Annotated in this window: 27 protein-coding genes; 19 read left to right on the plus strand and 8 right to left on the minus strand. The window is 71.0% G+C overall.

Translation table 11 applies throughout. The features are described 5' to 3' along the window. Nucleotides 1-7 precede the first annotated feature (7 nt). From ftsY to ffh, 3 genes are read left to right on the plus strand one after another with little or no spacing between them, the layout of a single operon-like run. Nucleotides 8-883, plus strand: a complete 876-nt coding sequence (gene ftsY / locus BGO91_RS00560) for a signal recognition particle-docking protein FtsY (protein WP_179702360.1) — start codon at nt 8-10, stop codon at nt 881-883. Between the two features lie 9 nt (nt 884-892). Beyond that, nucleotides 893-1,393, plus strand: a complete 501-nt coding sequence (locus tag BGO91_RS00565; RefSeq protein WP_290470941.1) for a DUF2004 domain-containing protein — start codon at nt 893-895, stop codon at nt 1,391-1,393. 32 nt (nt 1,394-1,425) lie between these two features. Next, entirely contained in the window at nt 1,426-2,997 is a 1,572-nt protein-coding gene (gene ffh, locus BGO91_RS00570) for a signal recognition particle protein (RefSeq protein WP_290470942.1), read from the plus strand. 72 nt (nt 2,998-3,069) lie between these two features. Here ffh and BGO91_RS00575 read toward each other — a convergent pair whose 3' ends face one another. From BGO91_RS00575 to BGO91_RS00585, 3 genes are all read right to left on the minus strand, one after another. Beyond that, a complete protein-coding gene (locus BGO91_RS00575; protein ID WP_290470943.1) occupies nt 3,070-3,774 on the minus strand; it encodes an SGNH/GDSL hydrolase family protein in 705 nt (234 codons plus the stop codon). An 88-nt stretch (nt 3,775-3,862) separates the two neighbouring features. After that, entirely contained in the window at nt 3,863-4,570 is a 708-nt protein-coding gene (locus BGO91_RS00580) for an SGNH/GDSL hydrolase family protein (protein WP_290470944.1), read from the minus strand. A gap of 63 nt (nt 4,571-4,633) precedes the next feature. Then, nucleotides 4,634-5,770, minus strand: a complete 1,137-nt coding sequence (locus BGO91_RS00585; protein ID WP_290470945.1) for a glutamate--cysteine ligase — start codon at nt 5,768-5,770, stop codon at nt 4,634-4,636. A gap of 183 nt (nt 5,771-5,953) precedes the next feature. On the opposite strand from BGO91_RS00585, the gene rpsP reads away from it, so the two are divergent. The 3 genes from rpsP to rimM are packed head-to-tail and all read left to right on the plus strand — an operon-like array spanning nt 5,954 to nt 7,368. Next, nucleotides 5,954-6,430, plus strand: a complete 477-nt coding sequence (gene rpsP, locus BGO91_RS00590) for a 30S ribosomal protein S16 (RefSeq protein ID WP_290470946.1) — start codon at nt 5,954-5,956, stop codon at nt 6,428-6,430. 4 nt (nt 6,431-6,434) lie between these two features. Next, nucleotides 6,435-6,665: an RNA-binding protein gene (locus BGO91_RS00595; protein WP_021758175.1), complete on the plus strand. Its 231-nt coding sequence runs from the start codon at nt 6,435-6,437 to the stop codon at nt 6,663-6,665. A gap of 1 nt (nt 6,666) precedes the next feature. Continuing rightward, entirely contained in the window at nt 6,667-7,368 is a 702-nt protein-coding gene (rimM, locus tag BGO91_RS00600; protein ID WP_290470947.1) for a ribosome maturation factor RimM, read from the plus strand. Nucleotides 7,369-7,420: 52 nt separating this feature from the next. Here rimM and BGO91_RS00605 read toward each other — a convergent pair whose 3' ends face one another. Continuing rightward, nucleotides 7,421-8,083, minus strand: coding sequence for a GntR family transcriptional regulator (locus BGO91_RS00605; RefSeq protein WP_290470948.1), 663 nt, complete (start codon nt 8,081-8,083; stop codon nt 7,421-7,423). An 89-nt stretch (nt 8,084-8,172) separates the two neighbouring features. Here BGO91_RS00605 and BGO91_RS00610 point away from each other — a divergent pair, with 89 nt between their 5' ends. Continuing rightward, nucleotides 8,173-9,378: an MFS transporter gene (locus BGO91_RS00610; protein WP_290471142.1), complete on the plus strand. Its 1,206-nt coding sequence runs from the start codon at nt 8,173-8,175 to the stop codon at nt 9,376-9,378. A gap of 10 nt (nt 9,379-9,388) precedes the next feature. Continuing rightward, nucleotides 9,389-10,075 carry a tRNA (guanosine(37)-N1)-methyltransferase TrmD gene (gene trmD, locus BGO91_RS00615; RefSeq protein WP_290470949.1) on the plus strand — a complete coding sequence of 229 codons (687 nt, stop codon included), beginning with the start codon at nt 9,389-9,391 and terminating at the stop codon, nt 10,073-10,075. An 11-nt stretch (nt 10,076-10,086) separates the two neighbouring features. Here trmD and map read toward each other — a convergent pair whose 3' ends face one another. Further along, complete coding sequence (gene map, locus BGO91_RS00620) at nt 10,087-10,851, minus strand: type I methionyl aminopeptidase (protein ID WP_290470950.1); 765 nt, start codon at nt 10,849-10,851, stop codon at nt 10,087-10,089. Nucleotides 10,852-10,973: 122 nt separating this feature from the next. On the opposite strand from map, the gene BGO91_RS00625 reads away from it, so the two are divergent. From BGO91_RS00625 to dprA, 8 genes are all read left to right on the plus strand, one after another. After that, nucleotides 10,974-11,468 carry a hypothetical protein gene (locus BGO91_RS00625; protein WP_290470951.1) on the plus strand — a complete coding sequence of 165 codons (495 nt, stop codon included), beginning with the start codon at nt 10,974-10,976 and terminating at the stop codon, nt 11,466-11,468. Between the two features lie 195 nt (nt 11,469-11,663). Next, nucleotides 11,664-12,011 carry a 50S ribosomal protein L19 gene (rplS, locus tag BGO91_RS00630; RefSeq protein ID WP_290470952.1) on the plus strand — a complete coding sequence of 116 codons (348 nt, stop codon included), beginning with the start codon at nt 11,664-11,666 and terminating at the stop codon, nt 12,009-12,011. A gap of 88 nt (nt 12,012-12,099) precedes the next feature. Continuing rightward, complete coding sequence (gene lepB, locus BGO91_RS00635) at nt 12,100-12,846, plus strand: signal peptidase I (protein WP_290470953.1); 747 nt, start codon at nt 12,100-12,102, stop codon at nt 12,844-12,846. Beyond that, entirely contained in the window at nt 12,846-13,508 is a 663-nt protein-coding gene (locus tag BGO91_RS00640) for a ribonuclease HII (protein WP_290471143.1), read from the plus strand. Before lepB ends, BGO91_RS00640 begins: the two co-directional genes overlap by 1 nt. Nucleotides 13,509-13,537: 29 nt before the next feature. Beyond that, on the plus strand, nt 13,538-13,861 hold the full coding sequence (locus BGO91_RS00645; RefSeq protein WP_018190696.1) for a DUF2469 family protein: 324 nt from the start codon (nt 13,538-13,540) through the stop codon (nt 13,859-13,861). A 104-nt stretch (nt 13,862-13,965) separates the two neighbouring features. Then, nucleotides 13,966-14,322 (plus strand): YraN family protein, encoded by a 357-nt coding sequence (locus tag BGO91_RS00650; protein ID WP_290470954.1) that lies wholly within the window; start codon nt 13,966-13,968, stop codon nt 14,320-14,322. Further along, the gene (locus BGO91_RS00655; RefSeq protein ID WP_290470955.1) at nt 14,322-15,863 is read left to right on the plus strand and encodes a YifB family Mg chelatase-like AAA ATPase; all 1,542 of its coding nucleotides are present in this window, start codon (nt 14,322-14,324) and stop codon (nt 15,861-15,863) included. Before BGO91_RS00650 ends, BGO91_RS00655 begins: the two co-directional genes overlap by 1 nt. Continuing rightward, entirely contained in the window at nt 15,860-17,131 is a 1,272-nt protein-coding gene (gene dprA / locus BGO91_RS00660) for a DNA-processing protein DprA (RefSeq protein ID WP_290470956.1), read from the plus strand. Before BGO91_RS00655 ends, dprA begins: the two co-directional genes overlap by 4 nt. 12 nt (nt 17,132-17,143) lie before the next feature. Here dprA and BGO91_RS00665 read toward each other — a convergent pair whose 3' ends face one another. Continuing rightward, the gene (locus tag BGO91_RS00665; RefSeq protein ID WP_290470957.1) at nt 17,144-17,767 is read right to left on the minus strand and encodes a LysE family translocator; all 624 of its coding nucleotides are present in this window, start codon (nt 17,765-17,767) and stop codon (nt 17,144-17,146) included. Beyond that, nucleotides 17,764-18,375, minus strand: coding sequence for an ABATE domain-containing protein (locus BGO91_RS00670; RefSeq protein ID WP_290470958.1), 612 nt, complete (start codon nt 18,373-18,375; stop codon nt 17,764-17,766). Before BGO91_RS00670 ends, BGO91_RS00665 begins: the two co-directional genes overlap by 4 nt. A 338-nt stretch (nt 18,376-18,713) precedes the next feature. Here BGO91_RS00670 and BGO91_RS00675 point away from each other — a divergent pair, with 338 nt between their 5' ends. Beyond that, a complete protein-coding gene (locus BGO91_RS00675) occupies nt 18,714-19,619 on the plus strand; it encodes a tyrosine recombinase XerC (RefSeq protein WP_290470959.1) in 906 nt (301 codons plus the stop codon). Between the two features lie 43 nt (nt 19,620-19,662). Here BGO91_RS00675 and BGO91_RS00680 read toward each other — a convergent pair whose 3' ends face one another. After that, the gene (locus BGO91_RS00680) at nt 19,663-20,358 is read right to left on the minus strand and encodes a M23 family metallopeptidase (protein WP_290470960.1); all 696 of its coding nucleotides are present in this window, start codon (nt 20,356-20,358) and stop codon (nt 19,663-19,665) included. A gap of 309 nt (nt 20,359-20,667) precedes the next feature. Here BGO91_RS00680 and BGO91_RS00685 point away from each other — a divergent pair, with 309 nt between their 5' ends. Both BGO91_RS00685 and rpsB read left to right on the plus strand, forming a co-directional pair. After that, nucleotides 20,668-22,167: a sugar porter family MFS transporter gene (locus tag BGO91_RS00685; protein ID WP_290470961.1), complete on the plus strand. Its 1,500-nt coding sequence runs from the start codon at nt 20,668-20,670 to the stop codon at nt 22,165-22,167. Between the two features lie 254 nt (nt 22,168-22,421). After that, nucleotides 22,422-23,339 (plus strand): 30S ribosomal protein S2, encoded by a 918-nt coding sequence (rpsB, locus tag BGO91_RS00690; protein WP_290470962.1) that lies wholly within the window; start codon nt 22,422-22,424, stop codon nt 23,337-23,339. Nucleotides 23,340-23,359: the final 20 nt, after the last annotated feature.

Here is a 23,359-nt window from a genome sequence, read left to right on the forward strand (position 1 = left end):
GAGTGGCATGGCAGACCGCACACCCTGGTCCTTGTCGGGCGCCCTCCGCGGGCTGTTCGCCAAGAAGACCATCGACGAGAACACCTGGGACGACCTGGAGGCGGCACTCATCACCGCCGACTTCGGGCCGGACGTGACCGAGGCGATCGTCGACGACCTCCGCGCCAAGGTGGAGCGCTATCACACCACCGACCCCGCCGACCTGCAGCGCATGCTGCGCGAGACGCTGGAGGAGCGGCTCTCCCGCCTCGACACGACCCTCAAGCTCAGCGAGCGCCCCGCCATCGTCCTCGTCGTGGGCGTGAACGGCGTCGGCAAGACCACCACCATCGGCAAGTTCGCCAAGTTCCTGCGCACGTACGACCGCACGGTGGTCGTGGGCGCGGCCGACACCTTCCGCGCCGCCGCGGTCGAGCAGCTCGCCACCTGGGCGGAGCGCGCCGGCGCCTCCATCGTCCGGCCGCAGCAGCAGGGCCAGGACCCGGCGTCCGTCGCCTTCCAGACGGTCGAGAAGGCCAAGAACGACGGCACCGAGATCGTCATCATCGACACCGCCGGTCGTCTGCAGACCAAGGGCGGCCTGATGGACGAGCTCTCCAAGATCAAGCGTGTCGTCGAGAAGCAGGCCCCGATCTCCGAGGTGCTCCTGGTGCTCGACGCGACCACGGGGCAGAACGGCCTGGCCCAGGCGGAGGCGTTCCTGGAGCACGCGGGCGTCACCGGGCTCGTGCTCACCAAGCTCGACGGCTCGGCCAAGGGCGGCTTCGTCCTCGCCGTGCAGGAGCGCACCGGCATCCCGATCAAGCTGGTCGGTCAGGGCGAGGGCATCAACGACCTCACCGGATTCACCCCGCACGTCTTCGCACAGCAGCTGGTCGGATAGGGGCGCGCCATGGCGATCGAGCACGACTACTTCGGCGTCATCGACGAGACCGCCTCGGGCGGCCTCGCCTGGTCGGACACCGTCGAGATGGCGGACCAGGCCGTCGAGGTGGAGCTGCTGGCGGACGACGAGACGGCCGTCACCGAGTTCGCGCTCGATTCCGCCGCGGCGCTGATCCAGGCGCTCGAGGGCTTCGACGCCCGGGCGCGGGATGCGCTGATCGCCGAGCTCAGCTCCCGCCAGTCCGCGACGTCGACGTACATCGACCAGCACGTGGACCGGATGGGCGACAGCCTCGTCGACCTCCTCGTGCACAACTCCGGCGACATCGCCGTGGACGTGCTGCGGTCGCTGCAGCTGCTGCATGTCGTCCTGCAGCCGGACGACGCGGGTGAGGACGAGGTCTTCGCCACGTTCGACTACTCGATCAGCCCGGACGACACCGACGCGATCCTCACGGTCTCGTTCGATGTGCGCGGCGACGTCGTGGCGGTCGACACCCAGGGCTGACACCCCGTCGCGCCCGGTAGACTTATCGGATCATGGCTACTTTCGGCACGCTGTCCGACCGTCTCGCGGACACCTTCAAGAACCTGCGCACCAAGGGCAAGCTGTCGCCGGCGGACGTCGACGGCACCGTCCGCGAGATCCGTCGCGCCCTGCTCGACGCCGACGTCGCCCTCGACGTGGTCAAGGAGTTCACCGGCAAGGTCCGGGAGCGCGCGCTCAGCGACGACGTCAACAAGGCGCTCAACCCGGCGCAGCAGGTCGTCCAGATCGTCAACGAAGAGCTCGTCGGCATCCTCGGCGGCGAGCAGCGCCGCCTGCAGTTCGCCAAGAAGCCGCCGACGGTCATCATGCTCGCCGGCCTCCAGGGCGCGGGCAAGACCACGCTCGCGGGCAAGCTCGGCAAGTGGCTCATCAAGGACGGCCACACGCCGCTCCTCGTGGCCGCCGACCTCCAGCGACCCAACGCCGTGAACCAGCTCCAGATCGTCGGCGAGCAGGCCGGCGTCCCGGTCTACGCCCCCGAGCCCGGCAACGGCGTCGGCAACCCGGTGAAGGTCGCGAAGGACGCACTGAAGTTCGCCGAGACCAAGCAGTACGACACGGTCGTCATCGACACGGCCGGCCGTCTCGGCGTGGACGCCGAGCTGATGAAGCAGGCCGCCGACATCCGCAAGGCGACGGACCCGGACGAGGTGCTGTTCGTCATCGACGCGATGATCGGTCAGGACGCCGTCGCGACCGCCAAGGCCTTCCAGGACGGCGTCGACTTCACCGGCGTCGTGCTCTCCAAGCTCGACGGCGACGCCCGCGGTGGCGCCGCCCTCTCGGTGGCCTCCATCACCGGCCGCCCGATCATCTTCGCCTCCACCGGTGAGGGCCTGGACGACTTCGAGCCGTTCCACCCCGACCGCATGGCCTCCCGCATCCTCGACCTCGGCGACATCCTCACCCTCATCGAGCAGGCCCAGGAGGCCTTCGACGAGGAGGAGGCGCGCAAGGTCGCCGAGAAGTTCGCGACCGACACGTTCACGCTCGACGACTTCCTCAAGCAGATGCAGCAGCTGCGCAACATGGGCTCCATCAAGAAGATGATGGGCATGCTGCCGGGCGCCGGTCAGATGAAGCAGCAGCTCGACAACTTCGACGAGCGCGAGATCGTGCGCACCGAGGCGATCATCCAGTCGATGACGAAGGCCGAGCGCACCACCCCGAAGCTCCTCAACGGCTCGCGCCGCCTCCGCATCGCGAAGGGCTCCGGCACGACGGTCACCGAGGTCAACCAGCTCGTCAACCGGTTCGAGCAGGCCGCGAAGATGATGAAGACCGTCGCCAAGGGCGGCGTCCCGAACGTCCCCGGCATGGGCCCGATCCCGGGCGCCGGCTTCGGAGGCCGCAAGCCGCAGCCCAAGAAGAAGAAGGGTTCGCGCTCCGGCAACCCGGCGAAGCGGGCCGCGGAGAACGCGGCGCTGGCGTCGGGCGTCGACCCGAACGCGTCGTCGGCGGCCGCGGGCAGCGGCTTCGGTCTCGGCGGTGGCGGCGCAGCGCAGAAGGGCGGCCCCTCCGAGGAGGAGCTCGCCTCGCTGCAGAAGTTCCTGGGCCGCTAGTCCGGGGCTGCGAGCGCCTGGGACTCCTAGCGCACGGCGTTTCTGGCGCCGGGCCCGCTAGCGCTGCGACAGCTAGAGCGTTGCGGCGAGCGGCGCCAGCCGGTTCTCGACGCGCGCGGCGACCGCACGCTGCCCGGCGGCGTTCGGGTGGATGCCGTCCGTCTGGAGCAGGTCGGGCTTGCCCTCGAGCGGGCTGCCGAGGTCGAGGAAGTCCCCGTCGACGCCGCGCACCGCGGCGCCCACGATGTCGTCGACGCGCTGCAGCGTGGCCGGCTGGGCGTCCGCGCCCCAGATGCCGGTGATCCCGATGATGTGCGCGTGCGGGAACGTGTCCCGCAGCTCGCCCAGCAGGCGGTCGGCGGACGACGTGACCGCGGTGGGGTCCTGGTCGCGGTCGTTGCGCGTGGCGGCGATGAGGATGAATGCCGGGTGCAGCTTCAGGGCACGGTCGACCTGGTCGCGGTACGTCGTGCCGTCCCATCCGGCCTTCACGAAGCCCGATCCGGAGACGGCCAGATCGTCGAGGCGCCAGCCGTGCTGCTCGGCGACGAGGGCGGGCCAGGACTCGTCGGGGCCGACGCCTTTGCCGAACGCGATCGAGTCGCCGATGGCCACGGCCGACGGCCGTTCCTGTCCGGCGGGGGCCGCTGCGGCTTCCGCAGCGACGGGCTGAGCGGTCGCCGCGCATCCCGCGAGGGCGGTGGCGGCGACGGTGAGCGCGGCGATGGTCAGCGCGAGGCGGAGGGGGCGTCGCGCGCGCGGGCGGGTGTTCTGCACGAAGGGCAGGATAGATCCCCGATGTTGCGTGAATGCTGAGTGTCGCGCGGCGCGTCACGAACCCCCGGTCAGGCGTGGATTCGAAAGGTCACACGTGCGGGGTCGCGGCGGCCGCGGCACGGGACTGCACGAGCGTGTCCAGGTCGGTCAGCGCGACCGCGGCGATGGCCTGCTGACCGGCGGCGGTGGGATGCTCGCCGTCGGCCTGCACGAGGCCGTCCTGGTCGCGGTAGGGCTCGCCCAGATCGATCCAGACGCCACCCTCGGCCGTGGCGGCCGCCTGGAGCGCGGCGTCGAGCGGCGCGAGCTCGTCGTCGGACGCCGACCCGCTGAGCGCGTCGTAGGCGATGATCCGCGCGTGGGGGAGCGCGGTGTGGATGCGGTCGATCGCCGCCGTCATCGCGGCGGACACGGTGTCCACATCCTGTCCGAGGTCGTTGTCGGACGCTCCGATCAGGACCAGCTGGGCCTTGTCGGCGATCGCGGCGTCCACCTGCGTGTCGAACGTGCCCCCGTTCGTTCCGGTGGCGACGAAGCCCGCGCCGGCGACGCTGAGGTTGTCGAGCCCCCAGCGCCGATCGACGGCGAGGAGGTCCGGCCAGGCCTCGCCGGGCATCAGGCCCAGGCCCGACTCGATGGAATCGCCGATGACGGCCACGCGGGTGTGCGGGTTCACCACCGGTGTCCCGGTGAACGTCTGCGGCACGGTCGTCGAGCATCCGCTCAGCGCCACGGCGCCGACCGTCGCCACGGTGATCATGGCGGCGAGTGCGGCGAGCGGTCGGTGCGTGAGCATGATCCCAGCCTAGGAACGGAGTCTATGACTTCGCTATGGGTGCGTGAGGTCGTCGCTGTGCGCTCATCGGGTCAGCCCGCTGCGCAGCTCGTGCGTCAGCGAGCTGACGACCGCCTGCAGGCTGCCCCCGTTCGCGGCGGCCACCGCGAGCTGCCGCTGGTAGCTCGCGCCGCCGTCCAGGATGCGCAGCACGCCGGCCAGCTCCTCCTCGCAGCCGAGGCGCTCGGCGGTCGGCCCCAGCTCGTCCACGAGCTCGCGCAGCGACTCGGAGACCAGGCGCTCGCGGCCGTCCGGCGCCACGATGATCTCGGCGTCGAGCCCGTAGCGGGCGGCGCGCCACTTGTTCTCCCGGACGAACCAGGGCTGCAGGGTCACCGGCTCCACGCCGTCGTCGAGATCGCCCGACATCCGATCGGTCAGGCAGTGGATGAGCGCTGCGACCGCGCCGACCTCGTCCGTCGTCGAGAGGCCGTCGCAGGCGCGCATCTCCACGGTGCCCCACTTGGGCGAGGGGCGGATGTCCCAGCGGACCTCGGAGTGGTCCGTGACGACGCCGGTGGTCACCAGGTCCTGCACGTACTCCTCGTAGTTGGCCCACGAGCCGAACTGCCAGGGCAGCCCGGCGGTCGGCAGCTGCTGGAACATCAGGGCGCGGTTCGATGCGTACCCGGTCGCGGCGCCCGCCCAGTACGGGCTGGACGCGCTCAGCGCCTGCAGGTGCGGGTAGTAGCTGAGCAGGCCGTTCACGATCGGCAGCGCCTTGTCGCGCTCGTCGATGCCGACGTGGACGTGCACGCCCCAGATCATCATCTGGCGGCCCCACCACTGCGTGCGGTCGAGCAGGCGGTCGTAGCGCTCGTTCGGGGTGACCTTCTGGTCGTACCACTGGGCGAAGGGATGCGTCCCCGCGCAGAGCAGTTCCACGCCGAGCGGATCGGTGACCTCCCTGACCAGCCCGATCAGCTCCTGGAGGTCGGCGACGGCGGCCGGCACCGTCCGGTGCACCCGGCTCACCAGCTCCACGGTGTTCAGGAGCAGCTCGTGGGTGATCTGGGGGTGCTCGCGCCCGTCGGGCGTTCCGAGCTCGCGGAGCACCTCGTCGGCGATCTGGACGAGGTCGCCCGTCGCGCCGTCCACGAGGGCGATCTCCCATTCGATGCCGACAGTGGAGCGCTCGGACTCCGAGAATTCGATCTGCAAGGGTGTCGTCCCGTCCGTCCGATTGTTCAAAGCAGGGCAGTATCTGACAGAATAGCTAGTTGAGTTCCGCCTTACCCGACCCTCTATCCGGTTCGGCGGGATACCAATAGACCTCCTGCCGAGTGTGCCCCCACGCCCACGGCAGTCAGTTCGACGAAACGCACTCATCAACACTGGAGAATTGTGGCTGTCAAAATCCGTCTGAAGCGCCTCGGCAAGATCCGCGCTCCCTACTACCGCATCGTCGTCGCCGACTCGCGCACCAAGCGCGACGGTCGCGTCATCGAGGAGATCGGTCTGTACCACCCGACCGAGGAGCCCTCGCGCATCGAGGTCGACTCCGACCGCGCTCAGTACTGGCTCAGCGTCGGCGCTCAGCCGTCCGAGCAGGTGCTCGTGCTCCTCAAGCTCACGGGCGACTGGGGCAAGTTCAAGGGCGACAAGAACGCCGTCTCGACCGTGAAGACGGCCGACGAGAAGGTCGCGTTCGTCGCCGACGACAAGAAGAAGCCGGTCCTCAAGCCGAAGGCCGAGAAGCCGGTCGTCGCCGAGGCGGAGGCCGTCGTCGAGGCCGAGATCGAGGCCGAGGAGGCCGCTGAGGCCGAGGTTGTCGCCGAGGCCGAAGAGATCGTCGCCGACGCCGACGGCGAGAAGGCGTAACACCTTGCTCGCACCCGCGCTCACGCATCTGGTCAAGGGCATCGTCGACCACCCGGACGACGTGCACGTCGTGGCCAAAGGTTCGCCGCGTGGCGAGGTCCTCGAGATTCGTGTGAATCCCGAGGACCTCGGCCGGGTGATCGGCCGTTCCGGCCGTACGGCCAAGGCACTCCGCACGCTCGTGTCCGCGCTGGCCGACGGCCGGCGCGTCCGCGTCGACGTCGTCGACGACTGAGGTGGCCGACCACAAGCTGCCCCGCAAGGACGTCGCCCCGCGGCCGGATCAGACCGAGCTCCGCATCGGCCGGCTCACCAAGGCGCACGGGCTCAAGGGAGCCCTCAAGCTGGAGCTGTTCACGGACGAGCCGGAGAAGCGGTTCGTCCCGGGCGCCGAGTTCACCCTCCAGGTGCCCACGGCCTCCAAGTGGCACGGCAAGACGCTGACGCTCACCGAGCTCCGCTGGTACAACGGTCACGCCGTCGGATTCTTCGAGGGCGTGGACGACCGCACCGAGGCCGAGACCCTGGTCAAGGCCATCCTGTGGGTCAGCCAGGACGTCAAGGAACTCCCGGAGGAGCCGGACGCCTGGTACGACCACCAGCTGGTCGGTCTGAGCGCCGTCCGCGACGGCGATCAGGTCGGGACCGTCGCCCGGGTGGACCACTTCCCGGCGCAGGACCTGCTGGCGATCAAGACCGACGCCGGCGAGGTCCTCGTGCCGTTCGTGAAGGCGATCGTGCCGGAGGTCGACCTGGCCGCCGGGACCGTCACCCTCACTCCGCCGCCGGGGCTCTTCGAAGAGCTGCCCGACGAGGAGCCGACCGAGGAAGCCTCCACCGAGGAAGCGTCGACCGAGGAAGCCTCCACCGAGGAGAAATCCACTGACGAAGCGTCCGCTGAGGAGACGTCCACGGAGGAGACGTCCACCGAGGACTGATCCATCACGCACTGCGAAGAGCCCCGACCAGCTGGTCGGGGCTCTTCGCGTCTCAGCCGACGATCGCGAGGCCGCGCGCGCGCAGACCGCGGGCGTCCGAACCCAGCGCCCCGGCGAGGCGCTCGTGCGTCGCCACGATGTGGCGGTGGATGTGCTCGGCGGCGGCGTCCGCGTCGCGCGCGGCGACGAGTTCCACGATGCGACGGTGCTCCTCCCAGGCGGTCCGGCGCGATTCCTCGCTGCGCACCTCGAGCCAACGCGTGCGGGCCAGGCGGGTCATGGCGGAGTCCACGGAGTCGGCGAAGAAGTGGTTGCCGCTCAGCGCGGCGAGGCGCACGTGGAATCCGGTCCCGGCGCCGATCGCGTCCTCGTGGGTGCGACCGAGGTCGTACGAGCCCAGCCGGGCGGCGAGAGCGGCGATGTCGTCGTCGGTGGCCCGCGCGCAGGTCAGCCGCACCGCCCCGGTCTCCAGGGCATCGCGGAGCTCGCTCAGGCGGGCGATCTCGCCCAGGTCGATGGGGGAGACCTGCCAGGCGCGGCCGTCGCGTGCGACGAGGCCCTCGTTCTCCAGGCGCTGGAGCGCGGCGCGCAGGGGCGTGCGCGAGACGCCGAGGTCGGTCTCCAGCCCGCGCTCGGTGAGCCGGGATCCCGGGATGCGATCGAGGTCGAGGATCTCGGCGCGGAGGCGCTCGTAGGCGGTCGGCTGCTCTGGCATGGAGTCCTCTCGGAACGCGGGGTGCTGCGCCCATTCTGGCGGACCGATTTGGTGCACCGGTTTGGTATACCACTAGGGTATACCGCATGATGTTCTCTCCGCGACAGCCCCGCCCGTGGCTGATGCTCGGCTTCGGCGTCCTGGCCCAGGCGAGCTCCACGGTGTTCGTGTCGACCCCGGCGTTCCTCATCCCGCTCCTGCACAGTGAGCGCGGGCTGAGCCTCGCCCAGGCCGGCCTTCTGGCGTCGGCCCCGACGCTCGGGCTCGTCCTCACCCTGATCGCGTGGGGAGCGCTGAGCGACCGGATCGGGGAGCGCTGGGTGATCGCGTCGGGACTGGCCCTGACGGCCATCGCCGGATTCGGCGCGATGTTCGTCTCGTCGTACCTCGCGCTCGGCGCGTTCTTCCTGCTCGGCGGGATGGCGGCGGCCAGTCCGAACGCCGCGAGCGGCCGCGTGGTGATCGGCTGGTTCCCGAAGGAGCGCCGCGGCCTCGCCATGGGCATCCGGCAGATGTGCCAGCCGCTGGGCGTCGCCGTCGCCGCGCTCTCGATCCCGCTCCTGGCCGCCAGCGGAGGCATCGCCGCGGCGCTCGTCGTGCCGACCGTGCTGTGCGCGATCTCCGCCGTGCTGTGCGCCGTCGGGATCGTGGATCCGCCCCGTCCGCCGAGGAAGGCCGCGACGGGGGAGGCCCCGCACCGGCAGGCCGCCTGGCGTCCGTACCGGGAGACGTCGCTGCTGTGGCGCATCCACTCGGTGTCGATGCTGTTGGTGGTGCCGCAGTTCACCGTGTCCACGTTCGGTCTGGTGTGGCTGGTCACCCAGCTGCACTTCTCGTCGCTGGCCGCCGGCATCGTCATCGGCGTGAGCCAGTTCGCCGGCGCGATCGGGCGCATCGGGGTGGGCGTGCTGAGCGACCGCGTCGGCAGCCACCTGCGTCCACTGCGCTGGGTGTCGCTCGCCGCCGTCGCGGTGATGCTGCTGATGGCGGCGGCCTCCGCGCTGGGCTCGGTGCCCGCGGCGGTCATCCTGATCGTCGCCGCGATCGTCACCGTCGCGGACAACGGGCTCGCGTACACGTCGGTCGCCGAGATCGCCGGGCCGTTCTGGTCGGGGCGTGCGCTCGGCGCGCAGAACACGGGGCAGTTCCTGGCCGCGTCCGTGGTGGGCCCGGCCGTCGGCGGCCTGATCGGCTGGCTCGGCTACCCGATCGCGTTCGCCGTCGTCGCCCTCTGCCCGGCCGTCGCGACCCCGCTCGTCCCGCGTGATCGGGAGCTGGCCGTCGTGCCCGAATAGACTCGTCTGCATGCGCATCGACATCGTCACGATCTTCCCGACGTTCTTCGATGTGCTGGACATCTCCCTGCTCGGCAAGGCCCGGCAGTCCGGGATCATCGAGCTCGGCGTCCACGACCTCCGCGACCACACCCACGACCGGCACCGCACGGTCGACGACACGCCGTACGGTGGCGGCGCCGGCATGGTGATGAAGCCGGAGCCGTGGGGCGAGGCCCTCGACCACGTGCTGGGCGACGGCGCGGACGACCCGGTCGTGATCTTCCCGTCGCCGGCGGGCGAGGTCTTCACCCAGGCCATCGCGCGCGAGCTCGCCCAGGAGCAGCACCTCGTGTTCGGCTGCGGCCGCTACGAGGGCATCGACCAGCGCGTCTTCGACGACACGGCGGCGCGCGCACGCGTACGGCTGATGAGCATCGGGGACTACGTCCTCAACGGCGGCGAGGTGGCCACGATGGCCATGATCGAGGCCGTCGGCCGGCTCATCCCTGGCGTGGTCGGAAACCCGGAGAGCCTGGTGCAGGAGTCGCACGAGGACGGGCTCCTGGAGTACCCCAGCTACACGAAGCCCGCCGAGTGGCGCGGCCACGCGGTGCCGCCGGTGCTGCTCTCGGGCAACCACGGCGCGATCGCGACCTGGCGCCACGAGCAGCAGCTCGAGCGCACGCGGCGCGTCCGCCCGGACCTGCTGCCGTAGCATCCCCTCCCTTACGGGGCGGAGAGGACCAGCGGGCCGTCCGCGGTGATGGCGACAGTGTGCTCGGAGTGGGCCCCGCGCGAGCCGTCAGCGCTGCGCAGCGTCCAGCCGTCCGGGTCGGTGAAGATCTCGTCCGTGGTCTCCAGGAACCAGGGCTCGATGGCGATGACGAGACCGGGCTTCAGCGGGAAACCGCGTCCGGCACGCCCGTCGTTGGGCACGTGCGGGTCGCCGTGCATCGTGCGCCCGACGCCGTGGCCGCCGAACTGCGTGTTGATGGAGTAGCCCTCGGCGTGCGCCACCGCGGCGATCGCGGCCGAGATGTCGCCGATCCGTCCGCCCGGCTGCGCCGCGGCGATCCCCGCCGTGAGGGCGCGACGGGTGGTGTCGATGAGGCGCAGATCCTCGTCGCGCGCCGAACCGACGACGATCGAGACGGCCGAGTCGGCGACCCAGCCGTCGACGCTGGCCGCGAAGTCCAGACTGAGGAGGTCGCCGTCCTTCAGCCTGTAGTCGTGGGGGAGGCCGTGCAGCACGGCGTCGTTCACCGACGTGCAGATCACCTTGCCGAACGGGCTGGCGCCGAACGAGGGGTGGTAGTCGATGTAGCAGGACTCGGCTCCGCGGCGGCGGATGAGGTCGTGCGCGAGGCGATCGAGCTCGAGGAGGTTGACGCCCACCTTCGCGGCGGCGGCGGTCTCCGCCAGCACCTCGGCGACGAACCGGCCGGCCGGCCGCATCTGCTCGATCTCGGCGGGGGTCCTCAACTCGATCACGGGTGCGTCCTCCTCCAGTCGCGGCGCGCGTCGTGCGCCCGGTGCATCCCAGTCTTCCACGGCGTTTCGGCCCTCGGCGAACCCGCAGCCGCTGCACAGGCGGCCGCGGCTACGCTGGTCGCGTGATCATCCGCAAGGCGTTCTACTGGTGGCTCTTCCCGTCCGCCGTGGTGCTTCCGGTGTGGCTGCTGATCGGCTGGGCGGCGTTCAGCCAGGGGAGCGGCTGGAGCTTCCTCGGCCTGCTCATCCTGTGCCCGATCCTCTTCCTGGCCCAGCTCGCCGTCAGCGGCATCACCGTCGCCCGCCGCAGCGCGCGGGATGTGCGCGCGGTCTCCTGGCGCGACGTCGCGCTCCTGACGGGTTGGCACGCCTCCGTCATCGCCTTCGGCTTCTTCCCGGCCGGCGCCTCCGGCTGGCTGGCGGTGCTCGCGGTCGTGTTCTTCCTCGGGACGTTCTGGCTCGTCCTCTGGGAGCTCGTCACCGACATGCGGGCGCGCGTGCAGGAGACGTTCGCCGCCTACGAGCGGGCCGCGCAGCCGCAGCAGGTGCGCCGTCCGGAGCCTCCCCTCGACAGCGTCGAGTACATCGTCGTCGAAGAACGGCACGACGAGCGCTGACCGGCGCGCGTCCTGCTTTGGCGATCGGGGGGTCGGCATGGCAGAATTGTTGATTGTGCCGCGGCCAGGCTCTGCCACAGGGGAGCCAGCATCTCTCGCGCACACCCCAACCGAATGATCGTCCGTCTCCGCGCGAGCGCGAGGCGGCCCTGAATCCGTCCCCGACCTGTCGGCGGGTACAGAGAGCGAATATCCATGCATATCCTCGACCACGTGGACGCCGCGTCCCTCAAGTCGGACATCCCCGCGTTCCGCGCCGGCGACACCGTCAAGGTGCACGTCAACATCGTCGAAGGCACGCGCTCGCGTGTCCAGGTCTTCCAGGGCGTCGTCATCGGCCGCTCGGGCGAAGGCGTCCGCGAGACCTTCACGGTCCGCAAGATCAGCTTCCAGGTCGGCGTCGAGCGCACCTTCCCGGTCCACTCGCCGGTCATCGACAAGATCGAGGTCGTCACCCGCGGTGACGTCCGTCGCGCCAAGCTCTACTACCTGCGCGAGCTGCGCGGCAAGAAGGCGAAGATCAAGGAGAAGCGCGACAACTGAGCTGCTTCGCGCAGCGACTCGCGCGGCTCTCTGAAGCCGTCATCCTGAGCTCCCGGTCCTACACTGGACCGGGAGCTCAGGCGGTTAAATGACGGAAGAGACGGTACCCACCGGCGCACAGCGGGCGTCGCGGGGAGAGCGCGATCGGCAGCGTTCGCTGCTGCGGTTCGTCCGCGACATCGCGATCATCGTGGTGGTCGCCCTGCTCGTGTCGTTCCTGGTCAAGACGTTCGTCGTCCGCTCGTTCTACATCCCCTCCGGGTCGATGGAGAACACGCTGCAGATCCAGGACAAGATCATCGTGAACGAGCTCCAGCCCTCGCTCTTCCCCCTCGCCCGCGGCGATGTGGTCGTGTTCCGCGATCCGGGAGGCTGGCTCCAGCCGGCGCCTCCGACGCACCAGAGCGCGATCGGGCAGGCGGTGGACACCGCTCTGACCTTCGTCGGCCTCTCCGCCTCCGACAGCGACGACCATCTCGTCAAGCGGGTGATCGGCCTCCCGGGCGACCGCGTCGCCTGCTGCAGCACCGGCGGCCACCTGACGGTCAACGGCGTCGCGATCGACGAGCCCTACATCGTCATCCCACCCGGGAAGACCGACGCCGCCACCCTCGCGTTCGACGTCATCGTGCCGAAGGGCGAGCTGTGGGTCATGGGGGACAACCGCTACGACTCGCAGGACTCCTCCCTCAACCAGGGCCTTCCCGGGCACGGCTTCGTGCCCGTCGCGAACGTCGTCGGTCGGGCCGCGGTCATCAGCTGGCCGGTCAGCCGATGGACGTGGTTGGACGACTATCCTGAAGTCTTCGCACGTGTGGAGGAGAAGTCAGGATGATGGCCCCGGTGACGCCCACTCTCCGGTTCGAGAAGGCGCTGTACCGCGACGGCGTGACGTCGATCGTCGCGGTGGACGAGGTCGGTCGAGGAGCCCTCGCCGGCCCCGTCGCGGTCGGGATGGTCGTGATCGACACGGCGGTCAGGCGCATCCCCGTCGGCCTGCGCGACTCCAAGCTGCTGCCGGAGCCCGCCCGCGAGGCGCTGGACCCGGCCTGCCGGCGCTGGGCGATGTTCCACGCCGTCGGCCTGGCCTCGGCGGCGGAGGTCGACTCCCTCGGCATCATGAAGTGCCTGGGGCTCGCCGGCGCCCGCGCGCTCGCCCAGCTTGAGGAGCAGGGTGCGCAGGTGCGCGACAGCACGCTCATCCTCGACGGCAACTACGACTACCTCAACCCCTCGCTGATGCGTCCCGCCCGCGTGGTCACCCGCGTCAAGGCCGACCGCGACTGCGCGTCCGTGGCCGCGGCCTCCGTCATCGCCAAGGTGCACCGGGACCGGCTCATGATCCAGCACGACACGGAGTACCCGGGCTACGGCTGGGCGAGCAACAAGGGATACTCCTCGCGCGAGCACTTCGCCGCCCTGTCCGAACTCGGACCGAGCGCGCTGCACCGTCTCACCTGGCTGAAGGACACCGCGACGCTCGACATTCCGCTCTGAGGCTCGGAGCGGCATAGACTTGGCAGACGATGGATGAAGACGAGTTCGACGACTACGACCGCGAGGTCGAGTTGGCTTTGTATCGCGAGTACCGGGACGTCGTCTCGCAGTTCAAGTACGTGATCGAGACGGAGCGCCGCTTCTACCTCGCGAACGAGGTGGAGTTCGTGCGCCGGGACACCGAGCACGACTTCTACTTCGAGCTGACGATGAACGACGTGTGGGTGTGGGACGTGTACCGCGCCGACCGGTTCGTGAAGTCCGTGCGCGTGCTGACGTTCAAGGACGTCAACATCGAGGAGCTCTCCAGCAAGGAGTTCGAACTCCCGAAGGAGCTCGCGCTCGACGAGTAGGGCGTTCCGCTCCACAGCCCTCCTCCTTCTGACGTCTCTCCACTGATCCGCCGTTTCCCGCCCGCCGAGGGCTCCCGCCGCCGAGGCTGGTTGCGGGAGGAAACATGGCAGAGAAGGACGAACTCGGTCGCCGCGGAGAAGTGGTGGCGGCGAAATGGCTCGAGGCGGTGGGCTGCGTCGTGCTCCAGCGCAATTGGCGGTGCCCGATGGGCGAGATCGATCTCGTCGTGCGGGAGGGCACGGCGACGGTCTTCGTCGAGGTGAAGACGCGCACGTCGGTCGCCTACGGGCACCCGTTCGAGGCGATCACCGCGGCCAAGCGAGCACGCCTGCGGCGGCTGGTGGCCGAGTGGTGCCGGGCGCACGGGCCGGTCTCCGGGCCTATCCGGATCGACGCGGTCGCGGTGATCGACGCGTGGAGCAGCGAGCCGTCGATCGAGCACCTGCGCGGGGTGGCGTGATGGCGCTCGCACGGGCGTTCGCCGTGGCGCTGACCGGAGTCCGCGGCGACATCGTCGAGGTCGAGGCCGACATCTCCGCCGGGCTCCCGGCGTTCGTCCTCATCGGTCTCCCGGATGCCGCTCTCGGGGAGTCGCGCAAACGGGTCAGCGCTGCCGCGGTCAACGCGGGGAGTCCGCTCACCCAGCGCAAGCTCACGGTCAACCTGTCGCCGGCGTCGTTGCGGAAGCAGGGCAGCGGATTCGACCTCGCGATCGCGATCGCCGCACTGGCGGCCGCGGGCGACGTGCCCGCCGAGTCGGCCTCGCGAGCCGTCCACCTGGGGGAGCTGGGGCTCGACGGGCGCCTGCGCCCGGTGCCCGGCGTGCTGCCGGCGGTGCTCGCGGCACGCGACGCGGGGTTTCGGCGCGTTCTGGTTCCGACAGCGAACGCGGCGGAGGCGGAACTCGTGGACGGCGTCGACGTCGTCGCGGTGACGGGGCTGCGCGCCGCCGCCATCGCGCACGGTGCCGAGCTCGATCCCGTGGAGCTGGATCCCGTGGAGGGTCCCGCGCTCGAGCACGCCGCGCCGGCCGAACCGGACCTCGCCGACGTCGCCGGCAACGACGAGGCGGTGGACGCCCTGGTGGCGGCCGCTGCCGGCGGGCACCACGTGGCGATGGTCGGGCCGCCCGGGGCGGGGAAGACCATGCTCGCCCGGCGCCTGCCATCCCTGCTGCCCGACCTGACGGGGGACGAGGCGCTCGAGTCCACCTCCATCCGCTCGCTGGCGGGCCTCGGGGTCGGCGGAGGCCTCGTGCGGCGTCCGCCCTTCGAAGCGCCCCATCACACCGCCAGCGCCGTCTCGCTCGTCGGCGGCGGCAGCGGGCGCATCGTGCCCGGCGCCATCGTCCGGGCGACCAACGGGGTGCTCTTCCTCGACGAGGCGGCGGAGTTCCCGCCCTCGGTCCTGGACGCGCTGCGGCAGCCCCTGGAATCGGGAGCGGTCAGCATCCACCGGGCGAGCGGGGCAGCGACGTTCCCGGCCCGGTTCCAGCTCGTGCTGGCCTCGAACCCGTGCCCGTGCGGGCGCTACGGTTCGGTCGACGAGGAGTGCACCTGCACCCCGATCGCCCGCCGACGCTATCTGGCTCGCATGTCGGGGCCACTCCTCGATCGGGTCGACATCCATCTCACCGTGCGACGGCTCGGGCTGGCCGCGCTGCGCTCCAGCGCGGACGGGGACCGGCTCGTGCGATCGAGCGCAGCGCTCCGCGAGCGGGTGGAGGCGGCGCGGCAGGTCGCGATGACCCGCCTCGCCGGCACGGGGTGGCGACGCAACGCGGACGTCGCGGGCACCTGGTTGCGGGCGGGTGCCCGGCGGATCGGGCCGACGGCCGTCGGCCCGCTCGACCGGGCGCTGGAGCGAGGCGCGATCACCATGCGCGGGTACGACCGCGCGCTCCGGCTCGCCTGGACCCTCGCCGACCTCGACGGCGCTGCCGGGCCGTCCGCGGATCACATCGGCCGCGCCCTGTTCCTGCGCAGGGGGATCGGCGCATGAGCGGCCACGACACCGTGGCGGGGGTCCCGCTCCGGACGATCGCGAAGCTCCTCGCCCCGGTCGGGCTCGGGGACGTCGACGACGATCCGCCGACCGGACGGGAAGCGCTGGAGACGAGTTTCGCCCGCGTCGTCCTCGGCACGATGACCGAGCCCGGTGACACCGATGCCGGAATGCTCGTGAGCGGGCTCGGCCCCGTGGCCGCGGTGCGGTGCGTGGTCGACGAGCTGGACGCGACCGAGGTTCTCGGGCGCCTCGGCGCGGACCCGTCGAGCGCACGCCAGCGCGCTCGGATGGCGGAGGCTCTGAACCGCTGGCGAACGCGCGGGTCGCCCGACGCCGGCGTCCGGGCGCTCGAGATGGCGGCGCACGTGGGCGCTCGGCTGCTCACCCCCGAGACGAGCGGGTGGCCGGAGGGGCTCGCCGCTCTGGGAGCGGGGGAGCCGCTCGCCCTCTGGCTGCGCGGGAATCCGGCGCGGTTGTCATCGCTCGAGCGGTCCGTCTCGCTCGTGGGTGCCCGTGCCGCGACCGGGTACGGCGAGCACGTCGCCATGGAGAGCGCCGCGGGTCTCGGCGACCGGGGCTTCGCCATCGTCTCGGGCGGCGCCTACGGGATCGACGGTGCCGCGCACCGGGCGGCGGTCACCAGCGGGCACGTGACCATCGCGTTCCTCGCCGGGGGAGTGGACCGCCTCTATCCGGCCGGGCACAGCGATCTGCTGCGCCGGGTCGCGGACACCGGACTGCTCATCGGCGAACTGCCCTGCGGCTCCACGCCGACCCGGTGGCGCTTCCTGATGCGCAACCGGCTCATCGCCGCCGTCAGTGGAGCGACGGTCGTCGTCGAAGCGGGGCACCGCTCCGGTTCTCTCAACACGGCCGGCCACGCGGCCGAGATCGGACGTCCGCTCGGCGCCGTGCCCGGACCGGTGACCTCGCCGGCGTCGGCCGGCTGCCACCGCCTCATCCGCGAGTACGCCGCGACGTGCGTCACCACGGTCGACGAGATGGCCGAACTCGCCGATCCGCTGGGCACTGCCGTCGGCGCACAAGGTGGGAGCGAGCCTCCCGGCGCTGACGGGAGCGCGGACGGCGGCGCCGACGATCGGGCCGTGATGGCCGCGGCCTCCATTCGCGGCGGTCGCGAGCCGGACGAACTGGCGCAGGTCACGGGGCTCTCCCTGCCTTCCGTCATCGCCGCACTCGGTCGCCTCAGCCTCTCCGGTGCCGTCCGCCCGACCGCGACAGGCTGGGAGGCCACCCGGTGACGGCTTCCGCCGCTAGCCGGTGGCGAGTTCCCAGACGACGACGCCCGCGAGGCCGAGGTAGACCGTCCCCGCCACGATGCTCAGCGCCCGGCCGGCGGAGGGCTTGTCGGACAGTCTGCGCTGGAGGGTGCTCGCCAGGAGGCCGACGGTGGTGTCCACGATGAAGCCGATGAGCATGAAGCAGAGGCCGAGCACGATGAACTGCGCGACGCTCGACGCGGCCGACCCCAGGAACCGCGGAAGGAAGGCGAGGAAGAACAGCGCCATCTTGGGGTTGGTGAGATTCACCACGAGCCCCTGCCGGAACCAGCGCGTCGTGCCGGGGCCGGCGGCGACGGTCGTGCCGCGGCGCGCGTCCAGGAACGCTGAAACCGACAGCCAGATCAGGTACAGCGCGCCCACGACACGGATCGCGGTCAACGTCCACGGATACTGCCGGACGAGCTCTCCCATCCCGGCTGCGACGACGACGGAGTACACGAGGACGCCGAGAGCGACCCCGGTTGAGGCGCGCAGGGCCGCGCCCCGGCCGCCCGCGATGCCGACCGCGAGCATGTACGCCATGTCGGTGCCCGGCGCGACGCAGATCAGGAGACTGGCGAGGAGGAAGACGGGGAGGACGCTGACATCGATCATCGCGACGAGCCCGCACCGGCGGCGGGATTCCGATGCCGGTGGCGGTCGACGCGTGCACGGTTGCCGCAGCCCGGACTGCACCACCGCTGGTTCCGCCGCGACCGATGGAAGATCTGGCCGCAACCCGGCGCCTCGCACACCGCGATCGCGGCGAGGTCCTCACGGGCGAGGACATCCACGGTCGCCGCCGCCAACACACCGAGAAGCGCCACGAAGCCGGTGCCGCCCGCCACCAACCGGCTCGTCCCCGCTTCGGTGCCGAGGAGTCGCGTCGCACCACCCGCGCGTACCCGTTCGTTGATGAGCTCCACGTCGGCACCGTCGAGTTCCTCCTGGAGGGCCGCGGCACGCAGCAGCCGACTGGTGGCGTCCCGCTGCTCCAGCACCGCGTCCAGGCCGACCGGATCGCCGCCGAGCGCAGGCAACCAGGCCGGCTCGGCGTCGATCCACCCCAGGAACTCCACGACGGTGCCGATGAGCTCCTCGCGATCGTCGTCCAACCCGATCGTCGTGTTGACGAAGTCGACGGCCAGATGGTCGCCGAGCCATACCCAGCGTGTACGAGGAATCACAGAGCCATCATGATCCCGTAATGCGAAGTTGCGCAAAAACCATTACACGAGGCGAGGCGAGGCGAGGCGAGGCGAGGCGAGTTGAGGTGAGGCGCGTCGACGGGCGGTGAGTCGAGGGGAGGCGCTCGCGGCCGCAACCGCCCGCCCCGACCGCTCTCAGACGGCCGCCGCGCGCGATCGACCGTGGGTCGTCACGCGCGAGCAGCCGAGCGTCGCCACGCGCGATCAGCCGAGGGTCGTCGCGTGTGAGCGGCCGTGGGTCGTCGCGCGTGAGCAGGCGAGGGTCGCCTCGTGCGCGCAGGCGAGGATCGCCACGCGCGATCAGCCGAGGGTCGCTGCACGCGAGGAGGGCGCGGGCGGGGGATGCTGGGAGGGTGCAGCTTCCGGACGCGATCGACGGGTATGCGCGCCACCTCCAGGTCGAGCGCGGGTACTCCGCCCAGACCGTGCGCGCCTACCGGTCCGACTTGGCGGCGCTCGCCGCATTCGCCTCGGAGCGGGCGGTGGCGGATACCGAGGGGGTGACGCTCGACGTGCTGCGCGATTGGCTCTGGGAAGGATCCCAGCGCGGGCTCGCCAAAGCCACCCTCGCGCGGCGCTCGGCGGCGGCGCGCGGATTCAGCGCCTGGGTGACGCGTACCGGTGGCGAGGCCGTCGACCCGGCCGCTCGCCTCCGGGCGCCCCGGGCGGACAAGACGCTGCCGCGCGTCATCACCCGGGCGCAGATGGATGAGCTCCTCGCCTCGCTCGCCGCCCTCGCGGCCGACGGCGACCCCGGCGCGCTGCGCGACCTGACCGTCATCGAACTGCTCTACGCCACGGGGGTCCGCGTCTCCGAATTGACCGGGCTCGACGTGGACGACGTCGACCTCGACCGGCTCACCGTGCGCGTCCTGGGCAAAGGGGCGAAAGAGCGTGTCGTCCCCTTCGGGGTGCCCGCCCGGAACATCCTCCGCCGCTACCTCGCGGAGGCGCGTCCGGCGCTCGCGATCGCGCGCTCGGGACCGGCCCTGCTGCTCGGAGCGCGCGGCGGCCGGCTCGGCACCCGCGCCGTCTACGAACTCGTCGCCGGACTGCTCGAAGGGATCCCGGGATCGGGACCGGCCGGGCCGCACGCCCTGCGGCACACGGCGGCCACCCATCTGCTCGACGGGGGTGCGGACCTGCGTGCCGTGCAGGAGATCCTCGGCCACGCCAGCCTCGGCACCACGCAGATCTACACGCACGTCTCCACCGAGCGGCTCAAAGAGAGCTACCGGATCGCGCACCCGCGCGCCTGAACCGCGGGAGCGAAGCGCGGGAGCGCCGCGCTCGACGGGCCGGTCAGCCGTCGTCGAGCGGGAGCAACACTGATGGCGGCACCGTGTCGAAGAACAGCAGCGGTGAGACGTACGCACCGTCGACCCGCACGCCGACGTGGAGGCACGACGCGGCGCAGTGACCGCCGGACGCGAGGCGCCCGATCGGGGCGCCGCGCGCGACAGGCTGACCGGCGACGAGCTCCGTCGCCAGCGGCTCGTAGCTCGAGAGCACACCGCCGCCGTGATCGAGCGTGAGAACCGGGCGATCCACGACGACGCCGGCGAAGCGGACCGTCGCGTCGGCCGGGGCCGTCACCGGCTGCTCGGGCGCCGTCGCCAGGTCGATGCCGCGGTGTCCGGCGGCGTACGGGGTCGGGGGAGCCGCGAACGCGCCGACGACCCGGGGCGGCAGGACGGGCCACGCCCAGCGCGGCGAGGTGACCGCAGCCGGGGACGCGGACGCGGTCGTGCCCGCAGCCGCGGCCGACTGCGCGTCCGCAACCGTTCCCGCGGCCGAACCCGAACCTGAAGTCGCGGTCGAGCCCGCTCCGGCGGTCGAGCCCGCTCCCGCGGCTGAGCCCGCTCCCGCGGCTGAGCCCGCACTCGTGGGTGAGCCCGCACTCGCGGCTGAGCCCGCACTCGCGGCTGAGCCCGCACTCGCGGCCGCACCCTGCTCAGCTGAGCCCGGCGCCGCCCCCGGCGCGAGCACAGCGGTCACCCCCGCCGCCGCGAGTAGCACCAGCTCACGCACGCCCCCGCCCCGCCGCCAGTGCTCAGCGCGCACCCTCTTCCCACCCGTTCGTCTGATCCGTCTCATCGCTCACGCCCTCCCGTCACCCCCACCCTCCCGGACGCGCGAAGCGGCACGCGGTCGGAACCGAGACCGGGGGAGAACGCACTTTCTGCACATCCGACGCATGTCGATATTGCCCAACGGCGATCCGGGCGTACCGTGTCTAGCGCCGGTTCGCGCTCGCCAGGGCGGGCCAGCGGACCACGGCGGGACACAACCGAACAAGGGGAAGACATGTCTGGACAACGCAGCGGCACCGACGAGGCCGGGAACGAGGTCGCCCACCAGCCCAGCGGCGCGATGCGACGCAAGGCGACGGGACTGGCCATCGCGGCGGCCGTCGGCGGCTTCCTCTTCGGTTTCGACTCGTCCGTCATCAACGGGGCGGTCGACTCGATCGGCACGCACTTCGAGCTGAACGCGTTCGTCAAGGGATTCGTCGTGGCCGTCGCCCTCCTGGGCTGCGCGCTCGGCGCCTACGTCGCCGGCCGGCTCGCCGACCGCTGGGGCCGGCTCAAGGTCATGCTCCTCGGCGCCGGGCTGTTCCTCGTCAGCTCCATCGGCGCCGGTCTGGCGTTCTCGGTCTGGGACCTCGGGCTGTGGCGCGTGGTGGGCGGTCTGGGCATCGGCATCGCGTCCGTCGTGGCGCCGGCGTACATCGCCGAGATCGCACCGCGGCAGCGCCGAGGCGGGCTGGCCTCCCTGCAGCAGCTGGCGATCACCATCGGTATCTTCGCCGCGCTCCTCTCCGACGCGCTGCTCGCCAACGGCAACCCGTCGCGCGAGATCTGGTTCGGGCTGGAGGCGTGGCGGTGGATGTTCCTCGTCGGCGTCATCCCGTCGGCCGTCTACGGCATCATCGCGCTGACCGTCCCTGAGTCGCCGCGCTTCCTGCTCGCGACAGGCCGTCGCGACGAGGCGCGCAAGGTGTTCCAGACGCTCGTGCCCGCGGAGGACCTCGACCGCTCGATCAAGGACATCGAGGACTCGATCAAGACGGACAAGGAGGGCCTCAAGGCGACCCTGCGCGGCAATGTGCTGGGCCTGAAGGGCATCGTCTGGATCGGCATCATCCTGTCGGTGTTCCAGCAGTTCGTGGGCATCAACGTGATCTTCTACTACTCGACCACCCTGTGGAGCGCGGTGGGCTTCACGAAGGCGGACTCGCTGACGATCAGTGTGATCACCTCGATCACGAACGTCGTGGTCACCGTGGTCGCGATCCTGCTCGTCGACCGCATCGGCCGGCGCCCCATCCTCCTCACCGGCTCGGTCGGCATGGCGGTCTCCCTCGGCACGATGGCGCTCGCGTTCGCCTTCGCGGACAAGGGAGCGGACGGCGCCGTGAGCCTCCCGGGCGCGTGGGGTCCGATCGCTCTCGTGGCCGCGAACATCTTCGTGATCTGCTTCGGCGCCTCGTGGGGACCGCTGGTCTGGGTGCTGCTGGGCGAGATCTTCCCGACGAAGATCCGCGGCAAGGCGCTCGGCCTCGCGGCGGCGGCCCAGTGGATCGCCAACTTCCTGATCACCGTCTCGTTCCCGCCGATGGCGGACTTCTCGCTGGTGTTCACCTACGGGATGTACGCCTTCTTCGCCGCCCTCTCATTCTTCTTCGTGTTCTTCAAGATCCCGGAGACGAACGGCATGGCGCTCGAGCAGGCGGAGACGCTCTTCACCAACGCGAAGGGTCGCGGACGCGGTCCCCAGGTGCGCTCCAGCGGCGACTCCGCGTGACCGACCGTTCCTGATAGGATGTGCGAAGCACTCCGCTCGTCGGAGTGACTACGCGTGCCCGGACACCCGCAGGGTGGGGCGCACTTCCACCGGTCTCCCTCATCGATCCCCACGGTTCTTCCGCGCGGGACGAACGGGGAGCGGAGGTGCGCGGGGCACCAGGAGCGGTGGCCGCCGGCCGCCGTGGACAACCGCACACCGCACCCGCGCGACGAACGTGTCGCCGGGCGCGAAGAACACAAGGAGAAACGGCAATGGCCGTCGTCACCATGCGCCAGCTGCTCGACAGCGGCGTCCACTTCGGACACCAGACCCGCCGCTGGAACCCGAAGATGAAGCGATTCATCCTCACGGAGCGCTCGGGCAGCTACATCATCGACCTGCAGCAGTCGCTCACCTACATCGACAAGACCTACGACTTCGTCCGCGAGACGGTCGCCCACGGCGGCACCATCCTCTTCGTCGGCACGAAGAAGCAGGCGCAGCAGGCGATCGCCGAGCAGGCGACCCGCGTGGGCCAGCCCTACGTCAACCAGCGCTGGCTGGGCGGTCTGCTGACCAACTTCCAGACCGTGTCCAAGCGCCTCGCCCGCATGAAGGAGCTCGAGGAGCTCGACTTCGAGGGCACCACCAGCGGCTTCACCAAGAAGGAGCTGCTGATCAAGAAGCGCGAGCTGGACAAGCTGCACAAGTCGCTCGGCGGCATCCGCAACCTGACGAAGACCCCGAGCGCGCTCTGGGTCGTCGACACGAAGAAGGAGCACCTCGCGATCGACGAGGCGAAGAAGCTGGGCATCCCGGTCATCGCCATCCTCGACACGAACTGCGACCCGGACGAGGTCCAGTACCCGATCCCGGGCAACGACGACGCGATCCGCTCGGTCGGCCTCCTGACCCGCATCGTCGCCGACGCCGCGGCCGAGGGCCTCATCCAGCGTCACCAGAAGCCCGAAGAGGGCACCGAGCCGGCCGAGCCGCTCGCCGAGTGGGAGCAGGAGCTGCTCCAGGGCCAGGCCGAGGTGCAGTCGAGCGCCGAGACCGAGAAGGCGGCCGACGCCGACCTCGCCGAGGCCGAGGCGGACTCCGCCGAGGTCGTCGCCGAGGGCGAGGCGGACGCTGAGGTCGCAGCCGAGGCGGAGGCCGACGCCGACGCCGAGGCCGAGACCAAGTAGTCCCCACCACCAACCCGCTT

It is taken from the genome of Leifsonia sp. 71-9 (genome assembly GCF_001898805.1).
Classification (GTDB): Bacteria; Actinomycetota; Actinomycetes; order Actinomycetales; family Microbacteriaceae; genus Leifsonia.